Below are 13,202 nucleotides of genomic sequence, written 5' to 3'. Positions count from 1 at the left end.
AGTTTAGAACTAAACTTTATAAAAGTCAATCGCTTATTTTTAGTAAGCAATAAAGAAAGCACAGCGCCATTTCTCCACTATGCTTTACATCAAATTTCTATTTTTATATTCATCTAATTTCCTCTCCGCGAACTTCCTCGCATCTTTCTCAATCCATCTATCTTCGTACAATTCACTTCCAACATACAATACTTCTCTCTTATGCTGCATCGCATGGCGAAATTCATGCAGTAGAGTTTTGAGCACTTGCTCATACTCTTCCCACATACAAACAAAAATTAATTGTTTGTCTTTATGATAAAAACCACCTATTGGGAATAGAAACTCTTCCTCTTCTTCTCCTAATGATAGAAGTACATGATTTGCATCGCACGTATCACAAAAAATAACTGGCGTTTTACATACTTCAATAAGTGAAAACAAATCATCTCTAAGTCTTTTGACATCCCAAGGAAGCTCCGAATCCAACACATACCAATTCTCCACCTGTTGATATACATTTTGAAACTGGAGTTCCATTTCTCTTTATTCCCCTTTCCAAACTCCCTTTTCCTATATGTATGCCACAATATGTAAAATATTAAACCCACTCTTTCCCCTTTCGAAAAATGACAATAAAAAAGAATCTATATCAGCATAGATTCCTTTTACGTAATCACCTTTTTTTCATCACTTTTTTTAATACAAAGTAACCAATTGCACAAACAATTGCAGCAAGTGCAAAGTATTTCACATATGGCCCCGCTACTTTATTAATACTTTCCCACTCTGTTCCTAATTTAAAACCTAAATATACAAATACAATTGACCATGGAATAACAGCTAATGTAGTTAGCGTAATAAACTTAGCATGTGACATTTTTGCAATACCCGCTGGTATCGAAATAGCATGACGCACAACAGGAATAAAACGCGCTGTAAAAATAACACCAGTTCCGTAACGATTAAACCACGCTTCAGCATAATCAATATGTTTCTTCTGAATCAAAATATATTTTCCATATCGCTCAAGAACAGGTCTTCCTCCGTATCGACCGATCCAATAAATGAATAGCTGTGCGATTACACCACCAATTGTACCGAACGCGACAGCGCCCCAAAATGTAATACTTCCGGTTGATACTAAATAGCCTGCATAAGATAATACGATTTCACTCGGAATAACCTCTAGCATTAATCCAAGCATAATTCCCCAATAACCAAGTCCTTCTAGAAAAACTAAAACGGAATGAATCAACTCTCCTAACATGATGTACCTCTCTTTACTGTTTTCATTGCAAAAATAAAAGTACAAGCAGGAAATATCTTGTACTTTTATTTTCAAAAAATTTATCTAGTCTTCGTATCCCACTTAAAGATTTTATTTAAAAATTTATATACATTCTTTGACTCTTTCGTCAGAAGTGGACCTAAGATGGATAGTATAAGCACGTATAGTGCTGAGAATGGTTTCAATACTGACATTAAACCACCTGCGATACCGATATTGGCCATAATGATGGAAAATTCTCCTCTTGAAACGATTGTTAATCCAATATTTGTTGACGCTTTATGAGATAATCCAGCTTGTCGCCCTGCAATCATCCCTGCAACAAAGTTCCCGATGATTGTTAGAAGGACAGCACCTAACGTTAACCATATCGCTCCGCCTAATGAAAACGGATCTATACTTAATCCGAAACTGAAGAAGAAAATGGCTCCGAAGAAATCTCTAAATGGAACAACGAGATGTTCAATTCTGTCACTATGCTCTGTCTCAGAGAAAACTAACCCTAAAAGAAGTGCTCCGATTGCTTCTGCAACGTGAATTGTTTCCGAGAAACCGGCAATAAAGAATAACGAAGCGAATACTACAATAATGAAAATTTCATCTGAACTAATATTGAGCAATTTATTTAATAACGGCGTTGCCTTTCTAGCCACAATAAAGAATAGAAGCATGTATCCTAAAGCAATTCCAATTGAAGTAAGGGCACCTAAGAAGGAAGCGTGATCCCCTAGAACTAAACCAGAAACGACTGATAAATATACAGCAAGGAATATATCTTCAAACATAATAATTCCTAAAATTAATTCGGTTTCATTATTACCAGTTCTTCTTAAATCAACTAACACTTTTGCAACGATAGCACTAGAAGAAATCGTAATAATACCCGCAATAATTAAGATTTCTAGTAAAGGGAATCCCATTATAAATCCGTATAATAATCCAAGTGAAAAGTTAATTAAAATATAGATTGTTCCGCCAATCGCAATAGAACGTCCCGATTTAATTAGTTTTTTCATCGAAAATTCTAGTCCTAGATAGAACAGAAGGAACAGAACCCCAATCCGTCCAAGGAAGGAAATTACACTTGCACTTTCAATAAACTTGAGATCGATAACACCTATTGTCGGCGCATGTGGCCCCACTAACATCCCAAGAACAATTAGAAACGGAATTACTGAGAATTTAAACTTTCCAGCAATTACTGCCGCAATTGCAACTAATACTAACGCTGTACCAACTTCAAAAATTAACGTATCCATCTAGTCAGTCCCCCTATTCGAAAGTAACTCATTAATAATTTTTTTAATTTCTTCTCTCTCACCAGAAACTACAAGCATATCGCCTTCTTCAATTACCGTTTCTGGTCCTGGATTAAATAGCTTTTTCATATTCTTTTTCATAACTGCAATGATTGTTACGCTATATGTTTTTCTTATTTCAAGATCACCGATTGTTTTTCCGATTGCTGGAGCTGCATTCTCTACTTTAAACCACTCAATCGCTAAACCTTCAAAGACCATTTCAACATTTTCTAATGCTCTAGGCTTATACACCATTCCACCTAATATTGCTGCAATTTGTCTTGCCTCTGAGTCGCGTAATGAAATACTTGAGATACTTTCTTCATGGTCTGAATCAAAATGATACATTTCTCTACGCCCGTCATCATGAATGACAATTACCATCTTTTCGTTACCTTTCGTAACGATTTGAAATTTGTAACCAATACCCGGAAGTTCACTTTCTCTAATATTCATATTTAGCTCCTCCACAACATTTTATATTTGAATTTTCTGTTTTTCTGTCTTTTGTTCATCCAATTAACTTTAGAAATTCTAACCATTCAGGATACCTGTGATTTGGAAATCTTTTATTGTAATAATAAGTGGCTCCCAAAAAGATACTTAAAGATGTAATGATAAAAAATATATTACTTCTCATTTTCAAACTCTTAAGGCTTACTTTCAATAAAGATTCTTCTTTCAAATTATCCCCTCTTTCTCGTTTTACATTTAGTTTTTTAAAATGTAAATAATTCTAAAAATATTACGATGTAACATAATCATAACACAAAACACATTTAAGTAACATAATTTTTTAGAAAAATTGATTCTCGTATATTTTTTGCATATAATTTTCTTATTACGGAAAAAAGGAAGTGTATTATATGGTTGATATCTTTAGCAGATTCCTTGAGGTAACGAATAATATTTTATGGTCATATATTCTTATTGCAATGCTAATCGGCTTCGGTCTTTATTTCTCTTTTAAATTGAAGTTTGTCCAAATTACTCATTTCGGTGAGATGGTCGGTTTAATTAGTAAAGGGTTTAATCGAAAAGAAAAAAAGAAAGATAGCATCTCTCCATTCCAAGCATTTTGCCTAAGTGCAGCAGCACGTATCGGTATCGGGAACTTAGCTGGTGTAGCACTAGCCATTTCAATGGGTGGACCTGGCGCAATATTTTGGATGTGGTTTATCGCTATTCTCGGAGCAGCTACTAGTTTCGTAGAATGTACGCTCGCACAAATTTATAAAGTAAAAGATGGAAGCAGATTCCGTGGTGGTCCAGCATATTACATGGAAAAAGGATTAAATAAACGCTGGATGGGTGTTTGGTTTTCACTTCTTATTACAGTTGCGTACGGATTAATTTTCAATTCTGTACAAGCAAACACAGTAACAATAGCATTTGAAAATGCATTTGGACTAGAGCGAACGATCGTAGGAGCTCTATTAGCTTTATTAGTTGCAGTTATTATTTTCGGTGGTATCAAGAGCATTTCACGTATTACAGAAATGATTGTTCCTCCAATGGCAATTATTTATATTGGTGTGGCAATTTTTGTTGTTATTAACAACTTCACTATGTTACCAAGCATTTTCACGGAAATATTTAACAGCGCATTTGGTTTAGACCAAGCCGTCGCTGGTGGTATTGGAGCAGCAATCAAGTTCGGAATTCAGCGCGGTTTATTCGCGACAGAAGCAGGTATGGGTAGCTCTCCTAACGCAGCAGCAACATCAGATGTATCTCACCCTGTCAAACAAGGACTTGTTCAAGCATTAGGTGTTTTCGTAGATACATTCTTAGTATGTACATCAACAGCGTTTATCGTATTATGTTCTGGACTTTACAAAGGATCGAATTTAGAAGGTATTGAACTAACACAACAAGCATTAAGTTCACAAATTGGACCGTGGGCAAGCACTTTCTTAGCGATTATTATTTTCCTATTCGCTTTCAGCTCTTTACTAGGAAACTACTATTATGGTGAAACGAATATCGCATTCATTAAAGAAAGCAAAACATGGTTAATGATTTATCGCATTGCAGTTGTCGGAATGGTATTCTTCGGATCAATCGCTGCCCTTAAAACAGTTTGGAGTTTAGCTGATTTATTCATGGGACTAATGGTATTCACAAACTTAATTGCCATCTCATTCCTAAGCAAATTCGCTTACGCAGCATTAGTAGACTATATTAAGCAAAAGAAACAAGGAAAAGATCCTGTTTTCGTTGCAAGTTCTATCCCTGGCTTACAGAATACAGAGTGCTGGGATGGACAGGATGTAGAAGAGAATAAAAAAGCGGTATAACAATTAAAAGCGAAAGCGGCTCGTTTAGAATCGCAGGACATTGGAGCTCTCGATTTTGAAGCGCTTGTTGCTTCGAGCGAGAGAGCGAAATGACCGGAGATTCTAGCCGCTGGAGCTATATATAAATAAGAATCCCTATTACTTCACAGTAATAGGGATTTTTATATACAACAGTTCATAATTTGTTCAAATTAATTCCAGCAAAAGGGTTGATTTATACGAATTACTAGATTATAATAATTATAAATTAGTAATTGATATAACATAACAACTCAAAAGGAGATTGATCATAATGAACAAACAAGTAATCGAAGTATTAAACAAACAAGTAGCAGACTGGAGCGTTTTATTCACAAAACTACACAACTTCCATTGGTACGTAAAAGGACCTCAATTCTTCACATTACATGAGAAATTCGAAGAACTTTACACAGAATCAGCTACTCACATCGACGAAATTGCAGAACGTATTTTAGCAATTGGCGGTAAACCAGTAGCAACAATGAAAGAATACCTAGAAATATCTTCTATTCAAGAAGCAGCTTACGGAGAAACTGCAGAAGGGATGGTCGAAGCAATCATGAAAGACTACCAAATGATGCTAGTCGAACTGAAAAAAGGCATGGAAATCGCTCAAGACTCTGACGACGAAATGACATCTGACCTACTACTAGGCATCTACACAGAACTAGAAAAACACGCTTGGATGCTACGCGCGTTCTTGAATCAATAATAGATTTAAAAGCGAAAGCGGCTCGTTCAGAACAGGAGGGTGTTGGAACTCCTGATTACGAGGCGCTTTTTGCCTCGAATGAAGGAGTGAAACAACCGACTGTTCTAGCCGCTGGAGCTGGATATCATTAAAAGCGGAAGCGGCTCGTTTAGAATGTGAGGGGGATGGAGCTTTTGACGTAGAGGCGCTCTTTGCCTCGCAGGAAAAAGCGAAGCCACCGAACATTCTAGCCGCTGGAGCTGGATAATACTTAAAAGCGGAAGCGGCTCGTTCAGAGTCGCTTTTTTCTATTGGGTGTTCCCGTATGATGGTACATGAAATTATATCAACGATTTTTCAAATATATCGATCATAACTTGCAATATATCAACGATTTTTTCATTATATCGATCACAACTCACAATATATCAACGATTCGACAAAGAATATCGATTTACCAACAAATAACGACAATAATAGCACTCACCTCCTCTACTTTCATCAATATATTACAATCTCTTTTATGTTAAAATATAGGAAACACCTTTTAGTAATTAGATCCAAAAAGCTTTTCCAAGTTCATCATTTACTAATTAAATGGCGGGAGTGGTTCAGTTGAAAGACTACTTAATTAGAGCATTTTTTGCGTTAATAACAGTTGGGATTGTCTTACTTATAGCTACTATTTTCAATATACGTGTCGAGGTGAAAGACTATGCTTTCCTCGTTGTTGTAGCAATTGGTGGCGGCTGGGGTGGCTGGTACCTGTATAAAAAACAAAGTAATCAAAATGATAAAGGCATTCCAAAATAATACGGAATGCCTTCTTTTTATTGCCGTCTATAATAAATAATGAAATTCAAGCCGCTAATACAGCCAATCGCAATAAACATGTTAAAACTCTGCACATCTCCGGCTAGATTATACTCATCAACAATAAACCCAGTCATAAACAATGTTATCGCAGAAACACCAATACATAATATCGAAATAAACCAAAGCGAAAACTCATTAATTAGCTCTTTCTTCTGCATTGAAACAATTAGCATAACAAGAATAGATGCTGCTAATATACTTTTAAAAACAGGACGTAAATACACAAACTCCTCCATCTATTTCTCCTTTTCCCAAAACATCATATCTCAACATTAACATATTTAACCAAATTAAAAACACATGCCTTTTCAAGATAAAATGACATGTGTTTCCAAAAATCTCTATACAATTGTATTATGATAGTTGCTTCCACTTCGTCCCCAAAACAGGACGTTCATAATTTTGTATTTCATGAATTAACCTATCTGCTGTCTCAGCTGAAACGATCAACTCTTTATTTGATGGATTCATAAACCCTTCTTCTGCTGCACGTTCAACCATTTGCAGAATTGGTCCATAAAAATCTTTAATGTTTAATAAACCAACCGGCTTATTATGTATACCAATTTGTGACCAACATACAACTTCAAATAGTTCTTCAAACGTTCCGTATCCGCCTGGCAGTGCAATAAAAGCATCCGCAAGCTCTGCCATTTTTGCTTTACGCTCATGCATCGTTTCTACTTCAATTAATTCTGTTAATCCTGTATGTACGATTTCTCCTCGAAATAGACCACGTGGCATAACACCTGTTACACGCCCGCCCAAACGAAGAACTTCATTCGCCACTTCTCCCATTAATCCAACGCAAGAACCGCCATATACAAGCTCATAATCGTTCTTAACAAACATTTTCCCTAGCTCTATCGCCTGCTCTTTAAATTCTGGTCTCTCCCCTAAATTGGAACCTGCAAACACACAAATCTTTCTCATTCCTACACCCCAAAACTATATATTGTCATGATACAATGAGTATTGTACAACATATTGAAGGGATGAGGAAGAAATGGATATCGTCGCATTTCAAAGATGGGTGGAGGAATTTTACGAAAAACGAAGCTGGTCACAGTATAATTCCTTTATTCGCTTAAATTTCTTAACAGAGGAAGTTGGGGAAGTTTCACGCGTTGTTCGCGCCATTGAAATTGGCCGTGATCGTCCTGATGAAGACGCGAAAACAGAAGAAGAGCTAAAACAAGAACTAAAAGAAGAACTTGGTGATGTACTGTCTAACCTTATTATTCTTTCACAAAAATATGATTTAGATTTACAAGACATTATGGAAGCACACGTCACAAAGCTTTCGAAAAGGTTTGAAACATCTAAATGAGAATATTATCAATTATGATATAATATTCTTGTCACAATACTAAGGGGGATTTTATGTTATCTAAAAAATTGCACGACGCACTAAACGATCAAATGAACTTCGAGTTTTACTCTGCCCACGCTTATATGGCAATGGCTGCTTACTGTACAGCCGAAAGCTATGATGGATTTGCTAACTTTTTCCTTGTACAAGCTGAAGAAGAGCGTTTCCACGCAATGAAGCTTTACAACTACATTAATGACCGCGGTGAGCGCGCTATTATTACTGGATTTGATAATCCGAATAACGAATACGAATCTGTATTGAATGCTTTTGAAGTCGCACTTGAACACGAGCGTGAAGTAACGAAACGTATTTATCACTTATCTGATATTGCTTGGGATGAGCGTGAACACGCAACAATCACCTTCTTAAAATGGTTCGTTGATGAGCAAGTAGAAGAAGAAGCTTCATTCGATAGCATCATCCAAAAATTAAAACGTATTACAAGCGATTCAAATGCACTATTTATGCTAGATGCTGAATTGGAGAAACGTACATTTACGGCTCCAGCTGAGTAATATTTCAATCACCTTAATGAATGTATTAAGGTGATTTTTTTATTTCTTCCCTAAGCTTAATAACCTTCGCCAAATCCTTCTTATAAAGCCCTGAAACCTTTTCAACAAAGTCACTATGAGTAAAAGTCCCATCTCCTTCTTCTACTATGCTCAAGTATCCGTGTATCAATTTCAAAAATGCTCTAGCATCTTCACCAGTTAATTGGTCAATGTTCTCTATACTCTCATCAAACTCCCTTAAACTATCCCGTTCTTTCAACCTAATTCCCCCTCTCTGTATTACTTATCATACCAAAATAAAAAAGTCGTTCATCCCTCTAGGCGAGAGATAAACGACTTCTATACCGTTTTATTAAAGCATAACCCCAACGATAATCGCTGATAATATACTTACTAGCGTTGCACCGTATACAAGTTTTAGTCCGAATGATGATACAACGTTTGCTTGTTTGCCATCGATACTCTTCGTTGCACCTGCGATAATTCCGATAGATGAGAAGTTCGCAAATGATACAAGGAAGATAGATAAGATACCTACTGTACGAGTTGATAACTCACCAGCTACTTTGCCTAAATCAAGCATCGCAACAAACTCGTTCGTTACTAATTTCGTTGCCATAATTTGTCCTGCTGTTAGCATCTCTGATGTTGGAATACCCATTACGAATGCTAATGGTGAGAAGACATATCCTAAAATGCTTTGGAATGTGATTCCGAAAATTGAATCGAATACACCATTAATTGCTGTAATTAATGCTACGAAACCGATTAACATCGCCGCTACTGTTACAGCGATAGAGAAACCAAGCATAATATATTCGCCTAACATTTCAAAGAATGTTTGTTTCTTATCTTCTTGTAATTCTAAAATATCGTCTTCTTCTTTTACTTCATATGGATTAATGATATGAACGATAATGAATCCACTGAATAAGTTTAGTACAAGTGCTGTTACTACATATTTTGGATCAATCATTTTCATATAAGAACCGACGATTGACATCGATACTGTTGACATGGAAGATGCACAAAGTGTGTATAAACGATTTTTCGGTAATTTGCTTAGTTGATCTTTTACTGTAATAAATACTTCCCCTTGACCAACAATTGCAGCTGCTACCGCATTATACGATTCTAGTTTTCCTAAACCGTTAATTTTACTTAATAGGAAACCAACTGCACGAATGATAATCGGTAAAACTTTAATGTGTTGTAAGATTCCGATTAGTACTGCTAAGAAAATAATCGGTAATAATACTGTTAAGAAGAATGGTGCTTGTCCATCATTTGCTAAACCACCAAATACGAAATTAACCCCAGCTTCCGCAAATTTTAAAATAGCGCCAAACCCATCTGCAATCCCTTTTACTAATACAAATCCGACTTTTGTATTTAGTAAGAAATACGCAAGTACCAATTGAATGACAAGCATAAGTGCAATTGGTTTATATTTAATTTTCTTACGATCTGAACTGATAAGGAAACCTAGTACAAATACTACAAGTAAACCGACTAGAAACATTACTATTTTCATATGTGAATCCTCCACTTCTCCCACGAGTTATCGGTCGTATAACGTTTAACGTATAACGAATGACGTCTGACCATTGATGTTAAAAAATTTAAAACCCCTAAATACTATTCAACTGTTATCTAAAATCAGTAAGCGTTTACATAAATTGCAATTTATAAAAGGTAGCTTCTTCTCTCCTACCATACTTGAAAGTCTGAAATTGATACCACCTACAAATCAAATTGTAAGCGTTATCTAGATGAAATGCAATATAAATTTTAAAAGATTTTTATATGTTAATATATTCCTAATTAATTGGTTTTTTCATGAAAATTTACCATAAAAAAAATAGCCCTAACTATGAGCTAGGGCCACCTTTTTTTATAACATAACACCAACGATAATCGCTGATAGAATACTTACTAATGTCGCACCATACACAAGGCGTAGACCGAATGATGATACAACATTTGATTGGTTTTCATCGATACCTTTCGTTGCACCTGCGATAATTCCGATAGATGAGAAGTTCGCAAATGATACAAGGAATACAGACAGAATACCAACTGTACGAGCTGATAAATCGCCAGCTACTTTTCCAAGATCAAGCATCGCAACAAACTCGTTTGATACTAATTTTGTTGCCATAATTTGTCCCGCTGTTACCATCTCTGCTTGCGGGATACCCATTACGAATGCTAATGGTGAGAAAATATATCCTAAAATAGCTTGGAATGTAATACCGAACATGGAATCAAACAAGCTATTGATTGCTGTAATTAATGCTACGAAACCAAGTAACATTGCTGCTACTGTGATTGCAATCGTGAAACCAAGCATAATATATTCGCTTAGCATTTCAAAGAATGATTGCTTTTTCTTATTTTCTAATTTCAGTGTATCTTCTTCTTCTGTAATATCGTACGGGTTAATAATATGAATAATAATGAAACCACTAAATAAATTTAATACAAGTGCTGTTACTACATATTTCGGTTCGATCATTTTCATATAAGAACCTACGATTGACATTGATACTGTCGACATGGAAGATGCACATAATGTATATAAACGATGTTTTGGGATTTTACTTAATTGGTCTTTTACTGTAATAAATACTTCTGCTTGTCCTACAATGGCAGCCGCTACTGCGTTATATGATTCTAATTTCCCTAGACCATTTACTTTACTTAACAACGTACCAATAGCACGAATAAATATCGGTAAAATTTTAAAGTGTTGCAGAATTCCAATTAAAACGGCAAAGAATACGATTGGTAATAACGCTGTTAAGAAGAATGAAACCTCTCCTTTATTAACAAGACCGCCAAATACGAAAACGATTCCAGCTTCCGCATATCCAAGAAGCGCGCCAAATCCATCTGAAATTCCTTTTACTAAAATATAACCAACTTGCGTATTTAATAAGAAATAAGATAATACTAGCTGAATAACAAGCATAATTGCGATTGGTTTGTACTTAATCTTCTTTCGATCGGCACTTATAAGAAAACCGAGTACAAATACAACGAGTAATCCTACAAGAAACATAACAAACTTCATTAATAAAATCCTCCATTTAACTCTTCATTAACGTTGAACGTCTGACCACTCAAAATAAGAAATAATCCGAACTTTCCATTTCTCCTCTAAAAGCTTCAATCGGATAGGAAAGATCATAAAACCTCTTGTTTCAAAGGCATTTTCCATTCTAACATAAATCACAACTCATATCCGCACTTTTCTTAAAAAAATTACATTTTATTATAAAACATCTATGAATGTTCGTCTTTTACTACCTACAAATAACTGGATAAAACAAAAAAATGAGCATCAAGTTTCACTTGATGCTCACCTCATTATACCGCTTTTTCTTTATCTGCTACTTGCTCTTCCCAGCACTCTGTATTTTCCAGACCTGGAATAGAATTTGCGTAGAAGACCGGATCTTTTCCTTGTTTCTTCTGCTTAATATAATCTGCTAACGCTGCGAAAGCGTATTTAGAAAGGAATACGATCGCCACTAAGTTAATAACAGCCATAATCCCCATAAATAAATCTGCTAAATCCCAAACGATTTGAATTGTTGCTACAGACCCTAACATAACCATACCAAGCACAGTAATGCGGTATGCATTTAATAGCACTTTACTTCCATTTAAGAACTCAATATTTGTTTCACCATAGTAGTAGTTACCTACTAATGAACTGAATGCAAACAAGAAGATTGCCACCGCTACAAATATAGAAGCCCACGGTCCGATATGTTGACTTAATGCTTGCTGTGTTAATTGAATACCATTTAGATCAGCTGCACCAGGTACATCAGATAATAAAATGATGAATGCTGTACAACTACAAATTAATAATGTATCTGTAAATACCCCTAAAGTTTGAATGAAACCTTGTTTAACTGGATGCGTTACGTTTGCAGTCGCAGCTGCGTTCGGCGCACTACCCATACCTGCTTCATTTGAGAATAATCCACGTTTTACCCCTAGTAAAATCGCAGCTCCTAATCCTCCGCCCACTACTTCTTTAATTCCAAAAGCATGTAAGAAAATTTCTTTAAATACATATGGAATTGCCGTAATGTTTGTTACAACAACGAATAATGCCACTGCTACATAAATAATTGCCATTACTGGTACGATCATTTCAACCGCACGTGCAATACGTTTTACTCCGCCGAAGATAATAACTGCAAGTAAACCAGCCATAAACAGACCTACAAACTTACCATCTGTGTTAAACGCTCCATCAAAAGCCGCCGCTACCGTGTTTGACTGCACGGCGTTGAAAATTAATCCGAAACTAACCGTTATTAGAACAGAGAAAACAACCCCTAGCCAGCGTTTCTTTAAACCCTTTTCCATATAATACGCTGGGCCACCGCGGAATGCATTCCCATCTTTTACTTTATAAATTTGCGCTAATGTGCTCTCTACAAATGCAGAAGCACCCCCAATTACCGCAATTAACCACATCCAAAATACTGCTCCTGGTCCACCCGCTGAAATCGCGATAGCTACACCAGCTAAGTTACCCGTACCTACACGAGAAGCTGTACTCATACAAAACGCTTGGAATGATGATACGCCGCTCTTCTCTTTTTGCGCTTTCCTCGTTTTCGAGCTTGCTCCATCCCCAAGCAAACGAATCATTTCACCGAAGTAACGAACTTGGACAAATTTCACACGAAATGAAAAATAGAGCCCTAACCCAATTAACATCGCAATAATGACATATGACCAAAGGACATTATTTACATCCCCAATTACCTTAGCTAAAAAATCCATATTTGCATTGCCTCCTCTTCCTAACAATAAGAAAATTATAT

At 35.9% G+C, this 13,202-nt stretch carries 16 protein-coding genes; 6 read left to right on the top strand and 10 right to left on the bottom strand.

What is annotated here, in order from left to right; translation table 11 throughout:
• Positions 1–84 precede the first annotated feature (84 nt).
• The 4 genes from QCI44_RS02115 to QCI44_RS02100 all read right to left on the bottom strand — a co-directional run bounded on the left by QCI44_RS02115 (position 85) and on the right by QCI44_RS02100 (position 3,027).
• Positions 85–519 (bottom strand): DUF3920 family protein, encoded by a 435-nt coding sequence (locus QCI44_RS02115; RefSeq protein WP_016135972.1) that lies wholly within the window; start codon positions 517–519, stop codon positions 85–87.
• Between the two features lie 136 nt (positions 520–655).
• Positions 656–1,249 (bottom strand): undecaprenyl phosphate transporter UptA, encoded by a 594-nt coding sequence (gene uptA / locus QCI44_RS02110; protein ID WP_016085648.1) that lies wholly within the window; start codon positions 1,247–1,249, stop codon positions 656–658.
• An 80-nt stretch (positions 1,250–1,329) separates the two neighbouring features.
• Entirely contained in the window at positions 1,330–2,529 is a 1,200-nt protein-coding gene (locus QCI44_RS02105; RefSeq protein WP_016135973.1) for a cation:proton antiporter, read from the bottom strand.
• On the bottom strand, positions 2,530–3,027 hold the full coding sequence (locus tag QCI44_RS02100; RefSeq protein ID WP_001026069.1) for a cation:proton antiporter regulatory subunit: 498 nt from the start codon (positions 3,025–3,027) through the stop codon (positions 2,530–2,532). It abuts the gene before it with no gap.
• A 410-nt stretch (positions 3,028–3,437) separates the two neighbouring features.
• Between QCI44_RS02100 and QCI44_RS02095 the strand changes: the two genes are divergently transcribed.
• From QCI44_RS02095 to QCI44_RS02080, 4 genes are all read left to right on the top strand, one after another.
• On the top strand, positions 3,438–4,871 hold the full coding sequence (locus QCI44_RS02095) for an alanine/glycine:cation symporter family protein (RefSeq protein WP_016135974.1): 1,434 nt from the start codon (positions 3,438–3,440) through the stop codon (positions 4,869–4,871).
• A gap of 292 nt (positions 4,872–5,163) precedes the next feature.
• Positions 5,164–5,604 (top strand): Dps family protein, encoded by a 441-nt coding sequence (locus tag QCI44_RS02090; protein WP_001041891.1) that lies wholly within the window; start codon positions 5,164–5,166, stop codon positions 5,602–5,604.
• Positions 5,574–5,735 (top strand): hypothetical protein, encoded by a 162-nt coding sequence (locus tag QCI44_RS02085; RefSeq protein ID WP_033660219.1) that lies wholly within the window; start codon positions 5,574–5,576, stop codon positions 5,733–5,735. The genes QCI44_RS02090 and QCI44_RS02085 overlap by 31 nt, the downstream gene beginning before the upstream one ends.
• Before the next feature lie 463 nt (positions 5,736–6,198).
• Positions 6,199–6,396, top strand: a complete 198-nt coding sequence (locus QCI44_RS02080) for a hypothetical protein (RefSeq protein ID WP_016085645.1) — start codon at positions 6,199–6,201, stop codon at positions 6,394–6,396.
• Positions 6,397–6,413: 17 nt separating this feature from the next.
• Here QCI44_RS02080 and QCI44_RS02075 read toward each other — a convergent pair whose 3' ends face one another.
• On the bottom strand, positions 6,414–6,695 hold the full coding sequence (locus tag QCI44_RS02075) for a hypothetical protein (RefSeq protein ID WP_088084564.1): 282 nt from the start codon (positions 6,693–6,695) through the stop codon (positions 6,414–6,416).
• A gap of 118 nt (positions 6,696–6,813) precedes the next feature.
• Positions 6,814–7,392, bottom strand: a complete 579-nt coding sequence (locus QCI44_RS02070; RefSeq protein WP_033659971.1) for an LOG family protein — start codon at positions 7,390–7,392, stop codon at positions 6,814–6,816.
• A 73-nt stretch (positions 7,393–7,465) separates the two neighbouring features.
• Here QCI44_RS02070 and QCI44_RS02065 point away from each other — a divergent pair, with 73 nt between their 5' ends.
• Together QCI44_RS02065 and QCI44_RS02060 are read left to right on the top strand one after the other, a co-directional pair.
• Complete coding sequence (locus QCI44_RS02065) at positions 7,466–7,789, top strand: MazG nucleotide pyrophosphohydrolase domain-containing protein (RefSeq protein ID WP_000355762.1); 324 nt, start codon at positions 7,466–7,468, stop codon at positions 7,787–7,789.
• A gap of 53 nt (positions 7,790–7,842) precedes the next feature.
• A complete protein-coding gene (locus tag QCI44_RS02060) occupies positions 7,843–8,349 on the top strand; it encodes a ferritin (protein WP_016085642.1) in 507 nt (168 codons plus the stop codon).
• Positions 8,350–8,374: 25 nt separating this feature from the next.
• Here QCI44_RS02060 and QCI44_RS02055 read toward each other — a convergent pair whose 3' ends face one another.
• From QCI44_RS02055 to QCI44_RS02040, 4 genes are all read right to left on the bottom strand, one after another.
• Positions 8,375–8,608: a hypothetical protein gene (locus tag QCI44_RS02055; RefSeq protein WP_016135978.1), complete on the bottom strand. Its 234-nt coding sequence runs from the start codon at positions 8,606–8,608 to the stop codon at positions 8,375–8,377.
• A 93-nt stretch (positions 8,609–8,701) separates the two neighbouring features.
• Positions 8,702–9,883, bottom strand: a complete 1,182-nt coding sequence (locus QCI44_RS02050; RefSeq protein ID WP_016085639.1) for a NupC/NupG family nucleoside CNT transporter — start codon at positions 9,881–9,883, stop codon at positions 8,702–8,704.
• A 360-nt stretch (positions 9,884–10,243) separates the two neighbouring features.
• Complete coding sequence (locus QCI44_RS02045; RefSeq protein ID WP_016085638.1) at positions 10,244–11,425, bottom strand: NupC/NupG family nucleoside CNT transporter; 1,182 nt, start codon at positions 11,423–11,425, stop codon at positions 10,244–10,246.
• A gap of 296 nt (positions 11,426–11,721) precedes the next feature.
• Positions 11,722–13,161, bottom strand: a complete 1,440-nt coding sequence (locus tag QCI44_RS02040) for an alanine/glycine:cation symporter family protein (RefSeq protein WP_353810986.1) — start codon at positions 13,159–13,161, stop codon at positions 11,722–11,724.
• Positions 13,162–13,202 lie beyond the last annotated feature (41 nt).

Origin of the sequence: Bacillus cereus group sp. RP37 (assembly GCF_040459695.1) — a bacterium.
Taxonomy (GTDB): Bacteria; Bacillota; Bacilli; order Bacillales; family Bacillaceae_G; genus Bacillus_A.
Note: the sequence above shows the minus strand (reverse complement) of the source record. Positions and strands in the feature narration are given on the sequence as shown.